The sequence below is a fragment of the Paenibacillus sp. genome (assembly GCF_031177825.1).
GTDB lineage: Bacteria > Bacillota > Bacilli > Paenibacillales > YIM-B00363 > Paenibacillus_AE.
The window spans coordinates 271939-294447 of sequence record NZ_JAPSKE010000001.1 but is presented as its reverse complement, the minus strand read 5'-3'; the positions used below and the strand labels follow the sequence as shown (position 1 = coordinate 294447).

Here is a 22509-nt window from a genome sequence, read left to right as displayed (position 1 = left end):
CGACGGTCAGCGGTCGGGCGGGCGGTTCTCCGGTTTCGGCGCGAACTTCTTTAGCTGCTCCCATTGGCCTTCTCTCTCGAGGATGACGGCTTGCATCTCCCCGAAGATGTCGTAGTGCGGATAGCTGTCGCGATGATGAATGTATTGCGGGGGCAGACCGTGCGAGACGGCCCATCGGCGGAGCTTCTCGAGATCCGAGCAGCCGACCTTCGTTACGGACGTGACGCCGGGAACCTTCGGGTGAAGCCAATAATGGGTCAAGAAGGCGATGCGGCCTTCGGCGACGTCTTTCTTCCAGGCCGCGAGTTGTTCTCTTGAAACGCCGAACGCCATTCCTCCAACCTCCTTGTTCGAATGCTTGCGCGTCGCTCCGGTATGGGACCGGGGCGTTTTTTTTGGCTTGATCATACCGCATCCGCGTCCGGGGGACAAGCGTCGGAATGAGTTGCGCCTTCGTTCTTGTTTCGTATAGTGATATGAATATTGTGCTATCGTTTCTCAATAATGTTTTATATCGCGATTGAATTACGTTTTTTATAATATGAATATCGTCGCAAAGAATTTCAAGGATTGGAGCGTGTCGTCATGGCAAGTCGTCAAATCAAATGGGGCATCTTAGGCTGCTCGAGCATCGGGGAACGCGCGGTCATCCCCGGCATCAAGGGTTCGGAGTCGGGCGTCGTCGCGGCCATCGCGAGCCGGACGGAAGCGAAGGCGAAGGAAACGGCCGAGCGGCTCGAGATTCCGAAAGCGTATTCTTCGTACGAGGCGCTGCTCGCGGACGACGAAATCGACGCCGTCTATATTCCGCTGCCGAACCATCTGCACATGGAATGGACGTTGAAGGCGGCGGAAGCCGGCAAGCACGTCCTGTGCGAGAAGCCGATCGCGCTCACCGCCGCCGAAGCCGAGCGGATGGCGGAAGCTTGCGAACGGGCCGGCGTCGTGTTGGCCGAAGCGTTCATGTATAGACTGCATCCTCGGTACGAGAAAATTCGGGAGATGATCGCCGCCGGCGACATCGGGGAGCTGCGCGGCATCCACGGCACGTTCACGTTCAACGGCGCCGCGAACAAGAGCAACGTGCGCTTCGTGAAAGAGTGGGGCGGCGGTTCGGTGTACGATATCGGCGTCTATCCGATTTCGGCCGCGCGTCTCGTCACCGGGTTGGAGCCGGAAGCGGCGACCTGCCGCGCGCTGTTCTCGCCGGAGCACGGCGACGTCGATATGATGGCTTCGGGGCTCGTCGAGTTTCCGAACGACGTCTCGCTGACGTTCGATTGCGGCATGTGGGCGGAATTCCGCAACACGCTGGAAATTCTCGGCACGACCGGTCGCATCGAGGTGCCGTCCGCGTATATCGGCCCGCAAAATATCATTCTTCATGCCAAAGGCCAGAGCACCGAGTTGGAGATGCCGACGCTCAATACGTATACGCTGCAGGCGGACGCCTTCGCGAGAGCGGTGAACGGCGAAGCTCCGCTCCCGTTCGCGCCGCAAGACGCCGTCCTGAACATGCGCGTCGTCGACGCTTGCCTGAAATCCGCTCGCGAGAAAGCTCGCGTGACGTTATAAGGAGGACCTTCCCATGGTACAACAACGCACGATCGATACGATCGACCTGCCGGGCGTCAGCCGCGGCGTATCCCGCCTCATCCTCGGCACAGACTACTACGCGCCCGAAATCATGGAGCGCATCGCCCCGATCATGGACGAATTCGTCGCGATCGGCGGCAACACGTTCGATACCGGCCGCATCTACGGAGGCGGCAAGAGCGAGGCCGCGCTGGGACAGTGGATTCGCGAACGCGGCAACCGCGACCGAGTCAACGTCTGGACCAAGGGCGCCCATCATGACGCCGACGGTCCTCGCGTGAATAAAGCCGCGATCGACGACGACATGGAGCGAAGCCTCGAGGCGCTGCAGCTTGATTTCGTCGACTTGTATGCGCTGCACCGCGACGATCCGGACGTCGAGGTCGGGCCGATTCTCGAAGCGCTGAACGCGCACATCGAGGCGGGGCGCGCGAAGGCGATCGGCGCTTCGAACTGGTCGTATCAGCGGCTGCAGGAAGCCAACGATTACGCCGCCGCCCACGGTCTCGTCGGCTTCAGCTTCAGCAGCCCGAACTTCAGCCTCGCTCGCGCGAACGAGCCGTTCTGGAAAGGCTGCGTTTCGGTCGACGACGAGACGTGGGCTTGGCATCGCGATACGCAGCTGCCGCTGCTGTCCTGGTCGTCGCAAGCTCGCGGCTTCTTCTCCGGGCGATTCACGCCGGACAACCGGGAGAACGCCGATCTCGTCCGCGTGTTCTATAGCGACGATAACTGGGCGCGCCAACGCCGCGCGAGCGAGTTGGCCGCCGAGAAGGGCGTCACGACGATCCAAATCGCGCTCGCGTACGTGTTGAACCAGCCGTTCCCGACCTGCGCGTTGATCGGACCGGCCAATCTCGACGAGCTGCATTCGTGCAGAGACGCGAGCTTCCTGACGCTGACCGAAGAAGAAATTCGCCGTCTCGAGGGCTGAGCCGGCGAGGCGGGCAAGCTACCATTCCTTCGCCGCGAAGATTATAATGGGAGTAATCGAAGCGAAGGATGGTAGAACTCGAACATGAGCAACGATAAGATCGTGAAGATCGGCGTGATCGGCGCCGGGAATATCGGCAATGAGCATATCAAGCAGTTCGCGGCGATGAAGGACCAATGCGAGGTCGTCGCGGTGACCGACGCGTACCTTCCGCTTGCGAAGCAGCGGTCGAAGGACAACGGGATTCCGAACGTATACGATAGCGCGGAGGCGCTGCTCGAGAGCGACGTCGACGCCGTCGTCGTCGGCGTGCCGAACCAATTCCACGCGCCGGTCGCGACGCTGGCGCTCGAGAAGGGCAAGCATGTGCTGCTCGAGAAGCCGATGGGCATCGATCTCGAGAGCGCGAAGGCGATCGTGCGCAAGCAGCGAGAGACGGGCAAAATCGTCATGATCGCGCATCAGATGCGGTGGGAATGGCTCGCGACGAAAGTGAAGGAGCAGGTCGACCGCGGCGAGCTGGGCACGATCTATACGGCTAAGGCCGGATGGTATCGCCGGAAGGGCATTCCGGGCTGGGGCACGTGGTTTACCCGCATGAGCGAATCGGGCGGCGGTCCGCTGATCGATATCGGCGTACATATGCTGGACTTATCGCTGCACTTGATGGGGAGTCCGAAGCCTGTCGCCGTCTCCGGCGCGACGTACGCGGAGTTCGGCCCCCGGAAAAAGGGGATCGGCACGTGGGGCAAGCCGAATTGGGACGGTTACTACGACGTCGAAGATCTCGCGACGGCGTTCATCCGGATGGAAGACGGACGGACGTTGACGCTCGAGGTGAGCTGGGCGGTGCATATGGACACCAACAGTACGCCGTTCGTGCACTTGATGGGAACGGACGGCGGCGCCGCGCTGTACGGAAACCGAGGCAAGTTTTTGACGGAACGATTCGATGCCCCCATGGAGGTCGAACTCGCGCGTCCGGAGCAGGACGAGGGCGCTCGGAAGCGGATGTCGGATCACTTCCTAGCTTGCGTTCGGGACGGCAAGGAGCCGATCACCTCGGTTATGACGGGCTATACGAACAACCTGATTCTAGACGCGATCTATCGATCTTCCCGTTCGGGCAAGGAAATTACGCTCGACTGGTCGTTATAAGGCGGACCGCGAATGATCACACGAACCGTCACCCCGTCGGAAAGCGGCAAGAAGCTGCACCGGTACTTGTGCACGTTGATGCCCAACTATCCGCTCGGCCAAATTTACAAGATGATCGATCAAGGCAAAGTGCGCGTGAACGGAAAGCGCAAGAAGCAAAACTACGAGATGGCGTCCGGCGACGAGCTGACGATCTTCGTGGACGAAGAGACGTTCCAGCGCTCGGTCGGGGCGGAGAAGAAGCCGAAATTCGTCGGCATTCCCGCGAACATCGATGTCGTCTACGAAGACGACGAGCTGTTGGTGGTCAATAAGCCGGCGGGGCTGTTGACGCATCCCGACCGAACGGAGCAGAAGGATACCTTGATCGCGAGAGTCCATGCGTACTTGTACCGGAAGGACGCGCTCGACAGCCGGCTGTTCTTGCCGGCCTCCGCGAATCGGCTCGACCGCAATACGAGCGGACTCGTGTTGATCGGCAAGACGGCGGGCATGCTGCATAAGCTCAATCAATGGGTGCAGCGGCGCGAGATCGGCAAATATTACGTGACGATCGTGCAGGGACGCCTCGAGGGCAAGGGCGAAATTTCCTCTTCGCTCGAACGGGACGAGAGGTCGAACCGGACGCGCGTTTCGACCGCGGAAGACGCGAAGGAATCGATGACCCGGTACGAAGCGCTGCATTCGACGTCCGGTTATACATTGGTCGAGGTCGACCTCGAGAGCGGACGCACGCACCAAATTCGCTCCCACTTCCAAAGCATCGGACATTCGCTCCTCGGCGACGTGAAATACGGCGGTCGGCCGTACGAGGGGGTTAATCACCAGTTGCTCCACGCCTGGAGGATTACGCTGCCCGACGGCCGGACGTTCCGAGCGCCGCCGCCGGACGCGTTCGGCTCCATCCTCCGAAAGCTGCGATTGACGCTTCCTCACGCCTGACGATAACGACCCTTCCTCGACGCGATCGGGGAAGGGTCGTTCGTTTACTATCCTATGGAAAATTGTCGGGGGCAAAGCAGGAAACCGACAATGATTGTCGAATAATGTCAAATAGAGTCAGTCACTGTCGCAGAGGGTGGAGCAGCTTGAAACAGATACAAGTCTTACACGAAGCTTCTCAGGTCGTATTCGAGCATCTAGGTCAGCTTCTCGGCGCGAACACGTTCTTCCTCGCGGAAAGCGATCTTGAGACGAATCGGATCGTCAGCGCTTGGAATCGGAGCGATGCGACGTTCGCGGAAGGCGATACCCTCGCTTACGAGAAGTCTTATTGCAAGCTCGTGTTGGACAAGGACGAACCCGTCATGATCCCGGATACGGCCGCGCACCCGCTTACGCAACATCTTCGTTTGACCTCCTTGCTCGGTCCGCGTTCCTTCATCGGGCTGCCCGTACGACGACGGGACGGAAGCCGATTCGGGACGATCTGCGCGTTAGACCGTCCGAACGGGTTTACGCCGCCCGCTCTGACTTACCTTGAACAGGCGGCCGTCTTCCTCGGCGTATTGGTCGACGTGGAAGACAGCCTCTACATAGACGAGCTTACTTCGTTATATAACCGTACTTATTTAGAGATGTTTTACGATCATCTTTCCGCGGACGCGGAGCTGTCCGCCGTCTTTATCGACATCGACCGCTGCAAAGCGGTGAACGAAACGTACGGCCGCTCCTTCGGCGACGCGCTGTTGAAGCGGTTCGCGGATCGGCTGAAGCATACGGTTCGCGGCATCGGCGTTCCCGCCCGTTATGCGGGAGACGAATTTATGGTGCTCTTGTTCCATCGGAGCGCGGAGCAAGCCCATCGGATCGCGGAGTCGATCTACGAGCAGCTGACGGCGCCGTTCGACGTGATGGGCCACGAGATACAGATTACGGTCAGCATGGGCGTCAGCATGGAGGGGACGACGCTCTCGGATCATATCATTCGATCCGACGCAGCGATGTATCAGATCAAGAAAAACGGGAAGGAAGGCATCGCGGTGTACGAGGACGAGCTCGAGGAGCTCATTCCGGAGAACGGACTGCGTCGAGGCGTGAAGCATAACGCCTTCCATGTGCTGTATCAGCCGATCGTCGAAGCGGCGACGGGAGAGACGGCCGTCGAAGCGCTGATCCGGTTGAAGCATCCCGAGATGGGGGTCGTCGGCCCGAACGCCTTCTTGCCGCATGCGGAGAAGTCGGGATATTTGCTCGAGATGGATTTACAGACGCTCCGGAACGCATGTCTTCAACTTCAGAGCTTGCTCGGGTGGAGAAGTCGGATTTCGAAGCTCGCCGTCAATTGCGACGCGATCGAGCTGCGCCGGCCGGATTTCCCCGAGCTTGTCGCGGCCGTCTTGCGCGAGACGTCGTTCCCGGCCGATCGGATCGAATTCGAATTGAACGAGCGAATCAGCATGTTCGACATCGAAGCGATCGAACCGCAGGTAATGCGGCTGCGCGAGATGGGCGTGACGTTCGCCTTGGACGACTTCGGCCACGGCTATTCGACGCTGGGGCTGCTGATGAAGCTGCCGGTTCAGAAGGTGAAGCTCGATCGGTTATTCGTCGAGGCGCTGCCGCACGATCCGAGAAGCCGCGCGATCGTCGAAGGGCTGCTCGCGATGTGCGAACGTCTCGAGCTGGCGGTCGTCGCGGAAGGCATCGAGACGGACGAACAACGGAAGACGCTGCGCGCCCTCGGCTGCCGATGGATGCAAGGGTACCTGCTCAGCCGGCCGGTGCCGCTCGAGGAGCTTGAAGATGCTTTGGATCAAGCGGCCGTCCGCTGCGGAATTTCGTCTCCCTAAGCGTCGGCTACAGCTTCTTGGCGGTGGCGGCATCGAACCGGAACAGGTCGCCGTACACGATCGCGTCGGACGTCGTCAGCCGATCGATCGCCATCCGCTTGAACGGTTCGCACGCCGCCGCGTCGACGGCCTCGCCGGTCGACTTGTCGTAGCAAGCGTTCTTCGTGTACACGAGCTTGTCCGTCGCGAAGCTTCCGTCCCGGAAGACGACGAATTCGGGCCGGCTTCTCGCGAACAAATCTCTTCCGAAGTAGAACCGGTCCGACGGGACGATGCCGAGCAAATGAAGCAGCGTAGGATACAAGTCGATCTGACCGGAAACCGTCGGCATGACGCGCCCGTCGACGCCGGGAATATGGATGATCAGCGGCACGCGCTGCAGCTGGATCGTATCGAACGGCGTGATCCGCTCCTTCCCGAGAAGCTGGGCCATCGACTTGTTATGCTTCGACGAGATGCCGTAATGATCCCCGTACAGCACGAACATCGAACGTTCGTACAACCCCTCCCGTTTCACCGCTTCGAAGAAAGCCTCCACCGCCGAATCCAAATATCGCACCGTAGGGATATACCGGTTCAGCGTTCTCGACTTCGACGTATATTCCGGCAAGAGCCGATTCGCCTCGTCGAGCTCGAACGGATAATGGTTCGTAAGCGTGATGAGCTTGGCGAAGAACGGTTCCGGCAGCCGTCCCGCCATCGATACGCTCTGGCGGAAGAACGAAGCGTCGCTCAGCCCCCACCCGATCCGATCGCTATCGTCGACGGCGAAATCGTCGACCGAATAAAACCGTTCGTACCCGAGCGTATCGTACATGCGCCCGCGATTCCAAAACGACGGTCCGTTCGCGTGGAACGCGACGGGCGTAAAGCCATGCTCCTTCAGCGTCTTCGGCAGCGTATGGTACTCGTTCTGGGCGTGCGTGAAGAACACCGCCCCGGTCGGCAGCGGATACAGCGACGTATCGATTAGAAATTCCGCATCCGATGTCTTGCCTTGCGCCGTCTGATGATAGAAATTTTCGAACGAAAAGCTCTCCCGGCGCAGACGGTTTAAGAACGGGGTCACTTCCCGGCCTTCGATGCGACGATCGAGCATGAAGCTCTGCAGCGATTCGAGGGAGATCAAGAACACATTGCGGCCGCGGGCCAACCCGAAGGTCGCGGGATCGACGCCGTCCGGCGGAAGCGTCTCGAAGAAGCGCGCCGCCTCCGTGAAGTCGGGCTCGCGCGCCAACGCTTTCCGCGATCCCGTACGCGCGCTGACGACAGCGTCGTACAGGTGATAATTGTACGCGCCGATGCTGCGCACCAAAATTTGCCGGTCGAACGCCCGCGTGAGCAGCTCCGGCCGGGCGCTCTCGGCCATCGAGTAGTTGGCCGACAATACCGCGGCCAGCAGGGCGAGAGCGGAGAGCAGCTTCAGCTTGGACCATGGCACGAGCTTCGGGCGGAATCGGCTCCCCAACGCCGTAAGCGCGAAGCCGTCCGCGAAGACGAGAACGTCGCCGGGCTGCAGCAAGTCGTATACGCTCTCCCACAAATCGTCCATATGCTCCGACAGAAGCAGAACCGGCAGCGTGAGGAAATCGTTAAAGAATCGATAAAAGACCAAGTCGGCGAACAGCAGCGCCGACGACGCGAACGCGGCGGCGACGATGCCGAAGCGGAGGCGGCCGCGAAGCGCGACCATGCAGACGAGCGCGATCCCGAGTACGGAAGCGATCGGATGCACCAACATCATCAGCTCTTGTTTCCAGCCGGAGACCGGTAAGGAGAAGGCGAACCGCTGCACTACATAAGATTTCAACCATATCGCGAACAGACCTACATAAAGAAAAGCGTTTCTGTTAGACAACGGCGCTCCCCCCGAAAATTGGAAAATGACAGACGTTATCGTTGCCTTCCCGTTCCGAAAATATTCCGCTTTCTCTTTGGAATACTATGTAAGCGGCAGTAACGACGGGGAGGGAACGGCGTGCGACGAGGAAAAAACCGAATTCACCCGGGGCTGTGGGCGGCGGGGGCCGCGCTGGCGGCTTACGTCGCGCCTCTGTTCCTGCTCGGGGAACGGGCGCATCTGCGCGTGCACGACAATTTGGATTCGAATATCGCATGGTACCGGGTATTGATCCGGAGCGGTCAATGGTTCGGGGCGCATGACGCCGTCATTCCGCAAATTATGAACGGCTTGCCGCGGAACGCCTTCGGCACGGAGTTCAGCCTGCTGGTCGCGCTGCACGCCGTATTCCCGTCGATGCTCGCTTACGCGATCAGCCAGACGATCGTGCGCGTCTTCGCCTTCTTAGGCATGTATTTGCTGCTTCGGGACTTCGCGCTTCGCCGCGACGACGCGGGCTGGATTCGGATCGGCGTCTCGCTTGCGTTCGCGCTGACGCCGTTCTGGCCTTCGGGCATGCTCAGCACGTTAGGGCAGCCGCTGGCGCTCTGGGCGCTGCTTCATATCCGCGCCGGCGGAGGAAGGGCGCGTCACTGGTGGACGATCGTCGCGCTGCCGCTGTACTCGAGCTTCGTACTTGGCTTTTTCTTTTTCCTCTCCGCGATGTTCGTTTGGTGGGGGTGGGACGCGATCGTAAAGCGCCGCTGGAACCTCCGGTTTTTGGGCGCGGTCGCGCTGATGACGGCCTTGTTTCTATGCGTCGAATATCGGCTCGTTCTGTCGCTCGTCCTATCCGAGGCGCCGACGAGCCGCGACGAGTTCGTCTCGTCGAAGCTGCCGTTGTGGCGATCCGTTCGGCTCGCCGCGAAAAACTTCGTCATCGGCCATACGCATGTGCGGACGCTTCACGCGGCGATCGTATTGCCGATCACGGGCATCGCCGCGCTGCTCGCGGCCGGCGTCAAGCGATGGAGGACGGACGTCGACGGCCGACGGCTGCTGTGGCTGCTCGCGTGGAACGCGGCGTTATCGACGTGGTACGCGTTTTGGTTTTACGAAGGGTGGCAGCCGCTGAAGGAACGGTGGGGACTGCTCAATACGTTCAACTTCGCGCGATTTCATTTTCTACGGCCTCTGGTGATCTATGCGGGGTTTGCGCTCGCTTGCTCGCTGCTGTGGCGGCACGGCGGGAGCAAAGGGCGCGCGCTCGTCTCCGTCGGGCTGCTCGGTCAGCTCATCCTGCTCGGGCTGCACAACGAGGAGATCGAGTTCCGGCATCGGCCGTCGTTCCGGGAGTTTTACGCCGAAGCGCAATTTCGGGACATCCGGGACTATATCGGCGCGCCGCCGTCGAGCTACCGCGTCGTCAGCGTCGGGATCCATCCGGCGATCGCCCAATTCAACGGCTTCTACACCTTGGACACCTACAACAACTTCTATCCGCTCGCCTACAAGCATGCGTTCCGGAGCATCATTGCGCGGGAGCTCGAGAAGAACGAGAAACTTCGGGAATATTTCGATACGTGGGGCGGCCGTTGTTACGTGTTCGTCGACGAATTGGGGAAGAAGTACGATTATAAGGCGAACTCCAAGAAAATCATTCGGAACTTCGAGTGGGACGTCGACGCGTTCCGCGCGCTGGGAGGGCGGTACGTTCTCTCCGCGGTGCCTATCGAGAACGCCGAATCGAACGGCTTGGCGCTGCGGCGCGAGTTCCGACATCCCGACTCCGCTTGGCGTATCTATTTGTATGAAGCAGTTCCTTCATAACGCATACTAACCTCGCTGGGAAAGGGGGGGATATGCGACATGGCGAAGCCGGATAACCGGGAAGACAACGTGCCACATCTGCAGAAGGCGATTCAGAACACGCTGAAGAAAAAACACGACACCGAAGATTACTTGGGGGAGTTCGCGGACGAGATTCCCGTTTCCGAAAAGGAGACGCTTCTCGCGAAAAACGAACGCCGCCAAGAGGCGATCGAGAAGTTCCGCAGCGAAGTGAAGGACGAAGCTCACTCCGATTGATTCGATTCGAACGCGACAAGTACCCCGTCCGCATGCCGGACGGGGGTTTTTTTTACTGCGAGCCGATCGTCGACTCGGCGAGCAGCTCGTAGGAGCGCAGGCGCGCCTCATACGTCGGCGCGTACGTGACGACGATCAGCTCGTCGACGCCGTACGCGTCCGCGAACGCCGCGAGCTTCTCCCGGATCGCTTCGGGGCCGCCGACCAGCATTCGCTTGCGGTTTTCCCGGATGCGCATCCGATCCCACTCGGAATACGGGTAGTCGCGCACCTCCTCGGGGGTCGGGAACGGTCGGCCGAACTGACCTTGCTCGAACAGCAGAAATCGCAAATCCAACGCCGTCGCATACGCCTCGGCGTCTTCGTCGCGTTCGGCGCAGACGACGTGAACCGCGACCATCACGCGGGGAGCGTCGCCGAGCGGGCCGGGGCGGAAGGCCTCCCGGTAATCCCGGACGACCTGCACGCCGTCGTCGCCGTTGATGAAATGGGCGAAGACGAACGCCCCCCCGAGCTTCGCGGCGATCTCCGCGCTGACGACGCTCGAGCCGAGCAACCATAGCTCGGGGGCCGTGGCGACGACCGGCGTCGCCCGAAGCCCTTGGAGCTCGTGTCCCTCGGGAAGGCGGTCATGCAAGTAACCGTGGAGCTCGAGCATCGCGTCCGGCAGCCGATCGTCCATGATCTTCGTTCGACCGTACCGCAGCGCCTTCGAGGCGAGCGGCATGCCGCCCGGCGCGCGTCCGAGTCCGAGATCGATGCGGCCGGGGGATAATGCCTCGAGGACGCGGAATTGCTCGGCGACCTTATACGGGCTGTAGTGCGGCAGCAGCACGCCGCCCGAGCCGACGCGGATGCGCGCCGTGTTCGCCGCGATCGCGGCGATCAGCACCTCCGGCGCGGAGCCGGCGAGGCCGGGGGTGTCGTGGTGCTCCGCGACCCAATACCGCCCGTACCCGAGCGCCTCGGCCCGCTTGGCGAGCCGGATCGTCTGACGGAGCGCTTCCGACGCGTCGGCTCCTTCCAAGAGCGGTGACTGATCCAATACGCTGATCTTCAGTTTCAAGACGCATACCTCCTGTCGCGCTTCGCATATTCGCTTCCGCTTATTATAGACGAGTGCGGCTCGCGAACACGAATCTTGCAGATCAAGCGACGGCCATCCAGCGGATCCGCGCCTCGCCGAACGGCACCGCGACGGACCACACGCCCTCGGGCGGACGAAGCTCTCGGCGGAAGGTGTGCATCGCGACGGGCGGCTCGATCGTGACGAAGTCGGCGTACTGTTGGAACATGCGCAGACTGTTGCCGGCGACAATGTTCAGCGCTTCGCCGAGGGCGTCCATGAGCAGCGGCATCTCTTCTTCGGCGCTCCAGCCTTCGAAGCTCATCCGATGCAGAAGCCGGAGCCCGCCGTCCACCTCCACGCTCAGAAGGAGTCCGCCGTCCATCGCGCCTTCGAGAAAGACGCATGCCGTCAGATCGAGCAACGGGGCGGAAGGGGACCAGGTCGGAACGGCGTTCTTCCAAGCGTCCTCCGGGAGACGCAAGCCGAGATGATACGCGAAGTAAATGCGCGCCGCCTCGACCAACCGCTCGAGCAAGGCCGGCGTTCCGGCATCCGATCCGGATGACGCCGAACGCGCGGCCGACGGAACGGGGGAGAGCGCGGCGTCGATCCATTCGGTCAGCCGGCGTTCGCCGCGTTCCAGCTTGTCGCCGACGTCCGGATAGACGAGCGGCGCTTCGATCCGCTCGACCGGCGGGCGGTCGCAGCGATCGACGTACGCGCGGCTTACGAGGTCGTACCGATTCGCGGCGTATACGTCGCGGAACGCGCGCTTCGCCTCCGCATACGCGCCCCGCTCGAATAAGCTTCTCGCTTCCTCGAACCGTTCCCTTGTTCGATGCTTCTTCTCGAAGATGTCCGGCGCGTCCGCCTCGAACAGCTCGTAGATGCGTTCGACGCGCTGGCGTCCTCGCACCTGGACGGCGTCGATCTGCCGCATCGCGTACTTGGTCGGATCGGCGAGCCGGTCGATGGTGTTGCCGGTGAGCAGCAGCGTCGTCCCATATGCCTTATTCAGATCTTCCACTCGGGAAGCGACGTTCACCGCGTCGCCGATGACCGTGCCCTGCAGCCGCCGCTCGCCGCCGACGATGCCGAGCAGGAGGGGGCCGCTGTTCAGGCCGATGCCGATGCGGATCGGTTCATAGCCGGCGCGCAGCCGACCGAGGTTGTACTCTCGCAAAGCGCCGAGCATATGCAGAGCCGACTTTACGGCGTCGTCCGCGCCTTCGCCGAACAACGCCATGATCGAATCGCCGATGAACTTGTCGATGAAGCCGCCGAACGCCTCCACGCTCGGCTCCATGCGAGATAAGTACGAATTCAAAAACCGGAGGGTTTCCTCCGGTTTCCATCGTTCGGACAGCGTCGTGAACGCGCGGATGTCCGAAAACAGCACGGTCATCTCGAGCCGTACGTGGTCATCGTGCCGCAGCTCGTCGAACGATCCCTTATTCAGGTAAGTCAGCATCTCGTGAGGCACGAATCGCCGGTATGCCTCGTTGCCGCGTTCGCCGTTCATATGACGATCTGCGACAGATCGGTGTAGATCGTGGCGAACAGCGATTCGTCCAACGACTTCAGCCGCGCGTTGAGCAGCTTCCCGGTCGACACCGTCTTCGAGGTGCCCCCGGCCTGCAGCACTTGCTTCGCGTACCCCGCGATGCGGACGAGCGCTTCGTCGGCGATGCCTTCGGCTTCGTCGAAGTGGAACACGACTTTAAGCGGCTTAATGAACTGGAAGCCGGCGATCGCGCCGCCGAGAGCGTCGAGCTGCTCGCCGCCCATCGACGCGCGCAGCGTAACGATGAAGACGCCGTTCTTATTGGCGATCTCGAACGGAGGGGCTGCGTTCCCGGCGCCGGCGCCGGAAGGCGCGGACGCCGCGGCGATTTCGTCCTCCGCCGACTCCTGGTGAAGCACCTCGTTGATCGTGTGCAGCACCTTCTCCGCGGTGATCGGTTTCAAAATGTAGTGCTTCGCCCCGTTCTGAATCGCGTCGAACACCATGCTGCGCTGGTCGAGCGCGCTGATCATGACGATGTTCGCGTCCGGATACGAGGCGATGATTTTCTTCACCGCGTCGATGCCGCTCATGACCGGCATCGTGATATCCATCGTGACGATGTCCGGCATCGTCTTCACGTACTCTTTGTAAGCCTCGATGCCGTTCGACGCCTCGGCGACGACCTCGTGTCCCGCTTCCGTCAGCATCATCTTCAAATTGCGCCTCATTAAAATCGAATCGTCTACGATCAATACCGTTGCCATATCGAGGGTCCCGTCCTTTTCCGAATCAGGTTATTCCGAATCACATTTTGATAAAACCGATCGCGATCGCGCCCGAAGCGCCGCCGAGCTCGATCGACCACATCTCCGACTCCGCCACCTTCATCGAAGCGCCTTCCGTAAAGACGGTGATCGGCGGGTCGATCGAAAGGTAGGTTTCAAGCTCGTCCATTCGCTTCAGCGAGTTGCCCAAGACGATATTCGCCGCTTCGGCGAGCGTATCTTCCATATACAGCCGCGTCTCTTCGGGCGACAGTTCCCCGTACGCCAGCCGCCGCGTCAACGTATTCGCCGTCGACTCGTCCATCGTCAGGACGAACATGCCGTTGCAGACGCCTTGAACCGACATGAACGTCGAGAAATTAAGCAGCGCCATCTTGCCGCCCGTCTCGGCCCGAACGTCGCCGTTCGGACGGAAGTCGAGGTCCGCGTTCTCCCGGAAGAAGCTCGCCGCCGTCTCGGCGATCGGAAGCAGCAGGGAGGAGGGCGTCACGTCCGGCATGCCCCCGAGGGCGTCGTACGGCAGCGTCACGGTGAAGGCGGTGCCGGCGCCCGGCGTCGACGCGACGGACACCGTGCCGCCGAGCCGCTCCGCCTCGTAGCGGAGCGAGGAGAGGCCGACGCCGCGTCCGGACCATTCGGTCACCTCGTCCTTGGAGGACAGCTCGCCGAGGAACGCCAGCTGCATCGCTTCCGCAGGGGAGAGCGCTTCGATCGCTTCCGCCTGGAGGACGCCTTGCTCGAGCGCCTTCCGCTTCAGCTTCTCGACGTCGATGCCGCGGCCGTCGTCCCGAATGCGCACCTGGATCGTATCGTCCTGCAGCGACACCGAGCACCGGATCGTCCCTTCTTCCGGCTTCCCGGCCTCGACGCGTTCGTCGGGGCCTTCCAGTCCATGGTCGACGGCGTTGCGAAATACGTGCACGAGCGATCGGGCGAGCGGCAGGTACGCGTCGCCGTCGACGAGGAAGTCGCCGCCTTCGACGTCGAACGGCTCGATCATCTTGTCGAATCGCTCCCCAAGGCCTACGACGTATTCCGGATAGGAGGACAGGAGCTCGCGGAACGGCTTGTACCGGATCTTCCGGAGCTCCGGAAGCAGCAAGCTGCAATCCGCCGGGGACAGCGTAGCCATCATCTTCCGTTCGATTTCCAACAGTTTCGCGCGGTCGACGAGGAGGACTTGATCTTGGTCGAAGAACGAGTCGCCTAGCACGCTTCGGAGCACCTCGTGCTCCTCTTGCAGCCAATCGCCCATTCGTAGCTCGTTCAGCTTCTCTAGCGCTTCCGCGGGCGCCGGCGGCTCCGGGCGCTTGCTCCAAGCGGAGACGAGCGATTCGACGCCGTGCAGTCGCGCCGCGAGGCGCGACATGCCGATCTGCGCGAAGCTGCCCTTGAACGTATGGACGGCGCGGAACAGATCGAACAGCGCCGACTTCATGCCGGCGGGGGGACATGTCTCGTCGAACGGCGCCGCGACCCATTCGGAGAAGGAACGCGCGAGCGACGAATACCCGTTGTAATCCACCACGACCTTGACGACCGTCTGCAGCGTATTGCGCTCTTGTTCCATCCGGTTTTGCAGCTGACGCTTCTCGGTGATGTCGGTCAACATGACCATGCAGCGCTCCGAGAGCTCGCCGTCTTCGCCGCGATCCGCGATCATCGCGTATTCGATCTGCACGTCGATCGAACCGATCCGCGTCTCTTCCGGGAGAAGCGGGAGCAGCACCTGCCGCCGCGCGGCGTCCCGTTCGTCGAACAGCTTGCGCAGCAGCCGCTCGATGAACAGCCGCTGCTCCTCGTCGCCCTGCGAGAGCATAACCGGGAACGAGAGGCCGGCGATCGGTCCGCCGTACAATCGAGCGCACTCGCGGCTGTATTCCTCGTCGACGAGCAGTTCCGGCCCGAACGTGAGGAACCCTTGCTTCGCGTTGTCGAGCAAGCTCCGGACGCTGCGCTCCCGCGCGGTGAGGAGGCGCTGGGCTTCTTGCAGTCGGCGCTTCGATTGGACGAGCTCGTCGTTCTGCGCTTCCAGCTCGTCGTTCTGCTCCTCCACGGTCGTCTTCTGCTGTTGGAGTTGCTCCGCGTAACGCTGCATATTTTCCATAATAAGATTCGTCGAATCCATTAACGACTCGATTTCGCGAAGCGGCCGCTTCAGCTCGATCTTGGCGTCCATCGTCGATTGGAAGTCGCCTTCGGCGATCGCTTTGACCTTCTGTTCCAGCTGCGTGATTGGCGCGATGAGCGGCACGGTAAGGAGCCTCGCGATCAGCTTCGTGAGCATTAACGCGACGATGCATAAGGCGAGCATCGCGAAGCCGAGCAAGAACGTAATAGCTACCGGAATTTTCGGATTGATGCCGACCATGATCGAACCGACCGAAGCGCCCGTCGTCTCGTCGACGAGCGGAAGGACCGTCTCGGTCTTGTAATACTCCACGAGCTCCCGGAACGGGCCGTCTCCCAATTGGGCCATCGGCGGGATATTCGAATAGGGCACGGCGCCCCCGAGTCGAAGCTCGACATAGACGGCGTCCTCCGGCTTCGGCGCGCTCTCGAACCGGCCGTCTTCCATCTCGATCTCCACCATCAGCGAGAACTGTTCGTATTTGGTCACTTCCTCGACGCGTTCCGTGATCCAAGCGTGTACCGCGGGGTCCCGGGGGTCGAGCTCCGACAGCCGCTCGACGCCGAAATATTGCAGCGTGATCGGAGAGGAGAGATCCTTCTGTATCGACTTCGCGAAATACTCCGACAGCGAATAGCTGATCGGCCGCAGGACGCCAGTAACCAGCAGGAGGAGAACGCAGGCGAACAAAAATAGATTGATCAGCGAAGAATAGTTCATATTGCGGACGATCCGCTTGCGCAGCGTTCTGCGATTCTTGCGCTTCTTCGGTGGGGCCTGGGGCCTTGGGATCGCGCCGGGAGGAACTTGCATACATTCACCTGGTTTCTCTTAATTAGTCAGAATGGGTCTATTATACCAGAGGGAAGGGTAGTGCGGTAAACCTTCTCGAGTCTAGTTCGCGGCCGGTCGCCCGAATAGGCATTGATTCCCAGTTTGCGGTCGGATATAATAGAAGCGATTGAATCAAGGAGGGTGAATCCGCATGGAAATCTCGCTCGATACCGCAATCTTGAAGCGAGACGTGTCGTATGCGATGTACGGCAAGGTGAAGGATTTGGCCAAGCAGCAGGCTTCGCAGTTGTTGGCCGACTTCGCCGGAGCGCAGCCGCAGCCGGCGCCGCACCCGAATCTCGGGAAGGTGCTGGACGTAACAATTTGACGGGTGATCCCTTGGGCGTCTTCGCCCAGGGGATTTTTATTTCTGGGCAAGCGAAAATAAAGGAGGAGTCGAGAATGATTAGAACGATCGCGATCATACCGAAATTGAAGGAGCCCGAGTTGAACCGGATTCGCGAAGCGGCGCCGGGTTGGACCGTGCTGGCGGGAACGGAGGCGACGGACGACGCGGTGCGGGAAGCCGAGATCGTCGTCGGCTGGCGGGACGGGCTCGAGTCGGCCGTGTTGTCCGAGACGTCCCGCGTAAGATGGCTGCAAAGCTGGAGCGCCGGCATGGATCATTTGGAAATCGATCGCTACCTGGAGCGAGGGATCGAACTGACGAGCGCGAACGGCGTGCACGCGTACCCGATTTCCGAAACCGTGTTCGCGATGCTGCTCGCCTTCACGCGCAAGATCGACGTATACATCCGCAACCAACAACATCGGAAATGGGACCACGCCGGCCTTAAATCCGAGATGCACGGCAAAACGATCGGCATCATCGGCGTCGGCGCGATCGGGGAAGAGACGGCGCGCATCGCGAAGGCGGCGTTCGGCATGCGCGTGCTCGGCGTGCGCCGGTCGGGCGCGCCGTCGCCCGCCGTCGACGAGATGTTCGCGGTCGAACGCTTGCTCGACATGCTGCCGTCCTGCGATTACGTCGTCGCCGTCGTCCCGTCGACGTCCGAGTCGAAACATCTGTTCGACGCGCGTGCGTTCGCGGCGATGAAGGAGACGGCTTTCTTCGTGAACGTCGGGCGCGGCAGCGTCGTCGATACGCAAGCGCTGATCGACGCGTTGAACGCGGGGCGGATCGCCGGAGCGGGGCTCGACGTCTTCGAGGAAGAGCCGCTGCCGGCGGACCATCCGCTCTGGGCGATGGATAACGTCATCGTGACGCCGCATACGGCCGGGTCGACCGAGCGGTACGCGGAGAGAGCGGTCGATATTTTCCTGCGCAACCTCGAGATGGTTCTGGACGGCCGGCCGCCGGCGATCAATCGGCTCGACGCGCAAGGCAAGCGCTACTGATATCGGAACGGAGAGGGGAGAGTCGGAACATGAGGGAACCGTTCGTCTTATTCTCCGCGGCGCACGGAGCGGGTCTGCTCGCGGCGGCGTTATCGGTGGCGGCGATCGTAGGCTTCCGCGCCGCGCTGCGCCGTCCGGCGGCGAACCGCATCGCGCGGTACGGGCTTGCCGGCTTGCTCGCCGCTTCGGAGGTCGCGCTATACTCCTGGTATACGATAACGGACGCTTGGGGGCTCTATGCGCTACCTTTCCAGCTGTGTACGATGACGTTATGGTTTTCCGTGTTCGCTTTGCTGACACGGAAACGGTCGTTGGTTGAGATTTCTTTCTTTGTGGGCATCTTAGGCGCGCTGCAAGCGCTGGCGACGCCGTATTTGACCGTAGGCTTCCCCGACTTCCGCTATTTCCACTTTTTCTTCGCGCATATCGGCATCGTCTGCGCCGGCGTCTTTCTTACCGCGGTGGACGGGATTCGTCCGACCTGGCGTTCCGCGCTCCGTTCGCTCCTCTGGTTGAACGCGCTCGCCGTCCCCGCGGGCATCGCGAACGCGATCACAGGCGAAAATTTCATGTTCCTCGCGCGGAAGCCGCCGACGGGCTCGCTGCTCGATGCGCTGGCGCCGTGGCCTTGGTACATTCTCGAGCTCGAGGCGGTGGCGCTGCTGATGATCTTCGCGCTGCTCGGCATCGTGAAGGCGGCGGACGCCGTCGCATCGCGCCGACGAAAGCGAAATCGACCCGATCCTGCCTGATTATGTAATTTTTATGTGATGTAAATTTGAATAATCCTCTAACAATGTCATTTACAATAACATTTACTGTTATTAATATGGAGATAGATGACATTTTACAGAAGAGGAGGCCGTTCGCATGAACCTACCGCAATCGCAGTTCGGGTTGCCGTTCGCGGCGGCGACAGCTGCATATTACGACGAGATGCACGACGCCGGGGGGCGGGTCAGGCCGCACTACGAAGAGGTCCGCCGAACGTTCGAGCGCATGACGCCGGAGCTCGCGGCGCGCCGGCAAGCCGCGATGAACGATCGCATGCTCGAAGAAGGGATCACCTATACGCTCTACGACCCCGGTCAAGCGGATCCGCTCGAGCGGACGATCCCGTTCGATCTGATCCCTCGCATTATCCCGAACGCGGAGTGGCGCGAGCTCGAGCGGGGGCTCGTGCAGCGCACGAAAGCGTTGAACTGCTTCCTGGCCGACGTGTACCACGAGCAGCACATCTTGCGCGACGGCATCGTTCCCCGCAAGCTCATCGTCGCGAATCGTTATTTTCGGCCGGAGATGATGCGCCTGCAGGTGCCGAACGGCATCTATACGACCTGCGCCGGCATCGACCTGATCCGCGACGAGCGGGGCAAATATTTCGTGCTCGAAGACAATCTGCGTTCGCCTTCGGGCTTCTCCTACCTCTTTACCTCGCGTTCGATCATGAAACGGCTGTTCCGCGAGCTGTACTTCTCGTATCCGATCGAAGAGGTCGACCACAGCTTGAACCATTTCCTCGCCGCGCTGAAGTGTATGTCCCCAACGGATCGCTCGAACCCGACGATCGCCCTGCTCACGCCGGGCAGCTATAACTCCGCCTATTTCGAACATACGTATTTGGCGCAGCAGATGGGCATCGAGCTTGTCGAAGGCCGCGATCTGGTGTGCATGGACCATAAGATCTACATGCGAACCCGGACGGGGCTGCGCCGCATCGACGTCGTCTACCGGCGGATCGACGACGACTTCCTCGATCCGCTCGCCTTCCGACCCGACTCGCTGCTCGGCGTCGCCGGCGTCATGAACGCGTACCGCGCGGGCAACGTCGCGATCGCGAACGCGCCGGGCACCGGCGTGGCGGACGATAAGGCGATCTACACGTTCGTTCCCGACATGATCAAATACTATTTGAACGAGGAGCCGATGCTGTCGAACGTCCCGACGTATCTGCTGTCCAGGCCCGACGAGCGGGAGTACGTGCTCTCCCGGCTCGGCGAGATGGTCGTGAAGGAAACGTCGCTCTCGGGCGGCTACGGCATGCTGATCGGTCCGACCGCCACGGACGAGGAGATCGCGTCGTTCGCGGTCAAGATTCGAGAGAATCCGTCCAACTACATCGCGCAGCCTACGATCAAGCTGTCCACGGCGCCGATTTATCGGGACGGCGGTTTCGTCCCTCGCCATATCGATCTTCGCGCGTTCGTGCTGTCGGGCCGGGAGACGCACGTCATCCCCGGCGGGCTGACGCGCGTCGCCATGAAGGAAGGTTCGCTCGTCGTCAACTCCTCGCAAGGAGGCGGCGTGAAAGACACATGGGTGCTGGGGACGTAACGTTTTCCAAACATATCGGAATGGGGGCGGCGGCGATGATGAATCGCATTGCGGAATCGTTGTTCTGGATCGGGCGGTACACGGAGCGGGCGGAAAACCACGCGCGCTTGATCGACGCGTTCTATCACATCCGGGAGGAGACGTCGTCGGGCGAGCGGCTGTGGATCCGCATCGTGCAGGCGCTGGGCGATCCGGCGGTGTTCGAAACGATGTATCGCACGTACGGCGAACGCGAAGTATTGCACTACATGATTCTGGATCCGAATCATCTGAATTCGATCCAATCCTGCGTCCATCAGGCGCGCTCGAATCTCAAGGCGATCCGCGACCGGCTGCCGGAGGAGCTGTGGGATATTCTGAACGGCTTCGCGCTTTGGCTCAAGAGCAACGAAACGGACGAACTGCTGCTCGATTCGCCGTTCTTGTTCCTGAAGCGCGTGAAGGAATGGCTCGGCGCGTTCTACGGCGCGGCGCATCATACGATGATGCGAGACCGCCACTGGCATATGATGGAGAGCGGACGGTTTCTCGAACGGGCGGAAAATACGGCAAGGCTGTTCGATTCGGTATATCATTCGATTCTGGAGGACCCGAAGAAGACGCAGTTTTACTTGTTCTCCGCGGTTCGGGCGATCGGCGGCGCGGACGTGTTCCGGCGCCTTCATATGGATCTCTTTACGGTGGAAAACGTCGTCTCGCTGCTCATTCTCAACGAGAAGTTTCCCCGTTCGGTGCAATTCGGCCTCGGGGAGCTGGAAGAGCAGCTTCGCTCGCTTCGCAACCTCGAAAGTTCCGACGCGGCGTACGACAAGGCGATCCGGCTCGTCGTCAAGGCGAGAGCGGAACTGTCGTGGCTGGAAGGAAGCGACGGCGGGGAAGCCTCGCTTCATGACAACTTGGTGCATTGCATGACGGTCATTCACGGGCTCGGAGGCTTGATCGGGAATGCGTTCTTTCGCGCGGAGCAGGGGGCGGGCGCATGAAGTTCAAAATTTGTCACGTCACCACGTACCGATACGACGAACCGGTCACGGACAGTGTCAATGAAATCCGACTCGCTCCGCGTACGAACTACCGGCAATCCTGTTACCATCACTCCGTCGCGATCGAACCGAACGCGCCGCTCCTTACCTACGAGGACGGCTTCGGCAACCGGATCCACGCGTTCACGGTCAATGCTTCGCATCGGGAGCTCGTCATTCGATCCGAATCGACGGTCGTCACGCACGACAACGACGGCTTGCGTAAGCGAGTGTTGACCCCCGAGGAGGATTGGGCGGCGCTCGCGAGCGACGCTGTGCAGAACAAGTACGCCGAGTATTTGATCCCGACGCCTTACACGGAGGCGAACGACGCCGTCGCCGCGTTCGCGGCGTCGTGTAGGCGGCCGGGCGCAGGCGTCTACGAGCAGACGATGGAGCTCGTCTCCAGCATTTACAAGGAGTTCGAGTACCGGCCGAACGCGACCCGCATCGGCACGACGCCCGCGGAGCTGCTCGAGGGGCGCGCCGGCGTCTGCCAAGACTTCGCGCATTTGATGATCGCCGCATGCCGCCTATCGGGCATTCCGGCGCGGTACGCGAGCGGGTATCACTTCATAGGCGACCTGCAGTCGCGCGCCGCGGATTTCGAGCAGGCGTCCCACGCATGGGTGGAGGCGTATATACCGGGCACCGGCTGGCTCGGCTTCGACCCGACGAACAATCACCGCGTCGACGGCCGGTATATCAAGCTCGGACACGGTCGCGACTATCTCGATATCGTGCCGGTGAAGGGGATCTACCGCGGGACGCCGAACCAGCGGCTGTTCGTCGACGTGGACGTGCAGCTCATCGACAAATAAAAGGGGAATTGTAAGCGAGCTAAATTATTATAGTGCCAAAGTATGGACTGTATGGTAGAATAAGCCCATATTACAAGTCTTCTAAATCGAAAAGGCAAACCTATCGAAAGGTAGGGGCGCAAAGCCACAGGCCTAAGGCTGAGCTAAGGCAGCTGGGTTACCGAAATTGCGGAGACGTTTCGTTCGTTCTCGAATGAACGCCCGTCGATTCGGGCGTTTTTTTTGTTGCGAAAATGGAC

At 61.0% G+C, this 22509-nt stretch carries 19 protein-coding genes and 1 riboswitch; of the genes, 13 read left to right on the top strand and 6 right to left on the bottom strand.

The annotated features are described in order from the left end of the window. Positions 1–6 precede the first annotated feature (6 nt). On the bottom strand, positions 7–333 hold the full coding sequence (locus RIN49_RS01285) for a hypothetical protein (RefSeq protein WP_309118348.1): 327 nt from the start codon (positions 331–333) through the stop codon (positions 7–9). A 252-nt stretch (positions 334–585) separates the two neighbouring features. Here RIN49_RS01285 and RIN49_RS01280 point away from each other — a divergent pair, with 252 nt between their 5' ends. From RIN49_RS01280 to RIN49_RS01260, 5 genes are all read left to right on the top strand, one after another. Continuing rightward, complete coding sequence (locus RIN49_RS01280; protein WP_309118347.1) at positions 586–1575, top strand: Gfo/Idh/MocA family protein; 990 nt, start codon at positions 586–588, stop codon at positions 1573–1575. Between the two features lie 31 nt (positions 1576–1606). Then, a complete protein-coding gene (locus RIN49_RS01275; protein ID WP_309118501.1) occupies positions 1607–2530 on the top strand; it encodes an aldo/keto reductase in 924 nt (307 codons plus the stop codon). A gap of 84 nt (positions 2531–2614) precedes the next feature. Further along, positions 2615–3688 carry a Gfo/Idh/MocA family protein gene (locus tag RIN49_RS01270; RefSeq protein ID WP_309118346.1) on the top strand — a complete coding sequence of 358 codons (1074 nt, stop codon included), beginning with the start codon at positions 2615–2617 and terminating at the stop codon, positions 3686–3688. Positions 3689–3700: 12 nt separating this feature from the next. Then, a complete protein-coding gene (locus RIN49_RS01265; RefSeq protein ID WP_309118345.1) occupies positions 3701–4630 on the top strand; it encodes an RluA family pseudouridine synthase in 930 nt (309 codons plus the stop codon). A 146-nt stretch (positions 4631–4776) separates the two neighbouring features. Continuing rightward, positions 4777–6480 (top strand): putative bifunctional diguanylate cyclase/phosphodiesterase, encoded by a 1704-nt coding sequence (locus tag RIN49_RS01260; RefSeq protein WP_309118344.1) that lies wholly within the window; start codon positions 4777–4779, stop codon positions 6478–6480. Between the two features lie 7 nt (positions 6481–6487). Here the strand turns inward: RIN49_RS01260 and RIN49_RS01255 are convergent, their stop codons facing one another. After that, on the bottom strand, positions 6488–8338 hold the full coding sequence (locus RIN49_RS01255) for an LTA synthase family protein (protein WP_309118343.1): 1851 nt from the start codon (positions 8336–8338) through the stop codon (positions 6488–6490). A 120-nt stretch (positions 8339–8458) separates the two neighbouring features. On the opposite strand from RIN49_RS01255, the gene RIN49_RS01250 reads away from it, so the two are divergent. Together RIN49_RS01250 and tlp are read left to right on the top strand one after the other, a co-directional pair. Further along, positions 8459–10150 carry a DUF6044 family protein gene (locus RIN49_RS01250; RefSeq protein ID WP_309118342.1) on the top strand — a complete coding sequence of 564 codons (1692 nt, stop codon included), beginning with the start codon at positions 8459–8461 and terminating at the stop codon, positions 10148–10150. A gap of 39 nt (positions 10151–10189) precedes the next feature. Then, positions 10190–10408 (top strand): small acid-soluble spore protein Tlp, encoded by a 219-nt coding sequence (tlp, locus tag RIN49_RS01245; RefSeq protein ID WP_309118341.1) that lies wholly within the window; start codon positions 10190–10192, stop codon positions 10406–10408. A 52-nt stretch (positions 10409–10460) separates the two neighbouring features. Here the strand turns inward: tlp and RIN49_RS01240 are convergent, their stop codons facing one another. The 4 genes from RIN49_RS01240 to RIN49_RS01225 form a co-directional block, all read right to left on the bottom strand. Next, positions 10461–11474 carry an LLM class flavin-dependent oxidoreductase gene (locus RIN49_RS01240; protein WP_309118340.1) on the bottom strand — a complete coding sequence of 338 codons (1014 nt, stop codon included), beginning with the start codon at positions 11472–11474 and terminating at the stop codon, positions 10461–10463. An 82-nt stretch (positions 11475–11556) separates the two neighbouring features. Continuing rightward, the gene (locus RIN49_RS01235) at positions 11557–12999 is read right to left on the bottom strand and encodes an adenylate/guanylate cyclase domain-containing protein (RefSeq protein ID WP_309118339.1); all 1443 of its coding nucleotides are present in this window, start codon (positions 12997–12999) and stop codon (positions 11557–11559) included. After that, entirely contained in the window at positions 12996–13748 is a 753-nt protein-coding gene (locus tag RIN49_RS28745; RefSeq protein ID WP_375295192.1) for a response regulator, read from the bottom strand. The genes RIN49_RS01235 and RIN49_RS28745 overlap by 4 nt, the downstream gene beginning before the upstream one ends. Before the next feature lie 40 nt (positions 13749–13788). Continuing rightward, entirely contained in the window at positions 13789–16620 is a 2832-nt protein-coding gene (locus RIN49_RS01225; protein ID WP_309118338.1) for an ATP-binding protein, read from the bottom strand. 265 nt (positions 16621–16885) lie between these two features. On the opposite strand from RIN49_RS01225, the gene RIN49_RS01220 reads away from it, so the two are divergent. The 6 genes from RIN49_RS01220 to RIN49_RS01195 all read left to right on the top strand — a co-directional run bounded on the left by RIN49_RS01220 (position 16886) and on the right by RIN49_RS01195 (position 22270). Continuing rightward, positions 16886–17062: a YjfB family protein gene (locus RIN49_RS01220; protein ID WP_309118337.1), complete on the top strand. Its 177-nt coding sequence runs from the start codon at positions 16886–16888 to the stop codon at positions 17060–17062. A gap of 74 nt (positions 17063–17136) precedes the next feature. Then, entirely contained in the window at positions 17137–18093 is a 957-nt protein-coding gene (locus tag RIN49_RS01215; RefSeq protein ID WP_309118336.1) for a D-2-hydroxyacid dehydrogenase, read from the top strand. 29 nt (positions 18094–18122) lie between these two features. Further along, positions 18123–18845, top strand: a complete 723-nt coding sequence (locus tag RIN49_RS01210; protein WP_309118335.1) for a YwaF family protein — start codon at positions 18123–18125, stop codon at positions 18843–18845. Positions 18846–18963: 118 nt separating this feature from the next. After that, positions 18964–20427, top strand: coding sequence for a circularly permuted type 2 ATP-grasp protein (locus RIN49_RS01205; RefSeq protein WP_309118334.1), 1464 nt, complete (start codon positions 18964–18966; stop codon positions 20425–20427). 35 nt (positions 20428–20462) lie between these two features. After that, entirely contained in the window at positions 20463–21410 is a 948-nt protein-coding gene (locus tag RIN49_RS01200; protein WP_309118333.1) for an alpha-E domain-containing protein, read from the top strand. After that, complete coding sequence (locus RIN49_RS01195) at positions 21407–22270, top strand: transglutaminase family protein (RefSeq protein ID WP_309118332.1); 864 nt, start codon at positions 21407–21409, stop codon at positions 22268–22270. The genes RIN49_RS01200 and RIN49_RS01195 overlap by 4 nt, the downstream gene beginning before the upstream one ends. Before the next feature lie 83 nt (positions 22271–22353). After that, a riboswitch (cyclic di-GMP riboswitch) is annotated at positions 22354–22435 on the top strand. The last annotated feature ends 74 nt before the right edge of the window (positions 22436–22509 follow it).

Coding starts and splice junctions, on each gene's coding strand:
- RIN49_RS01285 (WP_309118348.1), bottom strand. CDS start 333: ATGGCGTTCGGCGTTTCAAGAGAACAACTCGCGGCCTGGAAGAAAGAC.
- RIN49_RS01280 (WP_309118347.1), top strand. CDS start 586: ATGGCAAGTCGTCAAATCAAATGGGGCATCTTAGGCTGCTCGAGCATC.
- RIN49_RS01270 (WP_309118346.1), top strand. CDS start 2,615: ATGAGCAACGATAAGATCGTGAAGATCGGCGTGATCGGCGCCGGGAAT.
- RIN49_RS01265 (WP_309118345.1), top strand. CDS start 3,701: ATGATCACACGAACCGTCACCCCGTCGGAAAGCGGCAAGAAGCTGCAC.
- tlp (WP_309118341.1), top strand. CDS start 10,190: ATGGCGAAGCCGGATAACCGGGAAGACAACGTGCCACATCTGCAGAAG.
- RIN49_RS01235 (WP_309118339.1), bottom strand. CDS start 12,999: ATGAACGGCGAACGCGGCAACGAGGCATACCGGCGATTCGTGCCTCAC.
- RIN49_RS28745 (WP_375295192.1), bottom strand. CDS start 13,748: ATGGCAACGGTATTGATCGTAGACGATTCGATTTTAATGAGGCGCAAT.
- RIN49_RS01225 (WP_309118338.1), bottom strand. CDS start 16,620: ATGAACTATTCTTCGCTGATCAATCTATTTTTGTTCGCCTGCGTTCTC.
- RIN49_RS01220 (WP_309118337.1), top strand. CDS start 16,886: ATGGAAATCTCGCTCGATACCGCAATCTTGAAGCGAGACGTGTCGTAT.
- RIN49_RS01215 (WP_309118336.1), top strand. CDS start 17,137: ATGATTAGAACGATCGCGATCATACCGAAATTGAAGGAGCCCGAGTTG.
- RIN49_RS01210 (WP_309118335.1), top strand. CDS start 18,123: ATGAGGGAACCGTTCGTCTTATTCTCCGCGGCGCACGGAGCGGGTCTG.
- RIN49_RS01205 (WP_309118334.1), top strand. CDS start 18,964: ATGAACCTACCGCAATCGCAGTTCGGGTTGCCGTTCGCGGCGGCGACA.
- RIN49_RS01200 (WP_309118333.1), top strand. CDS start 20,463: ATGATGAATCGCATTGCGGAATCGTTGTTCTGGATCGGGCGGTACACG.
- RIN49_RS01195 (WP_309118332.1), top strand. CDS start 21,407: ATGAAGTTCAAAATTTGTCACGTCACCACGTACCGATACGACGAACCG.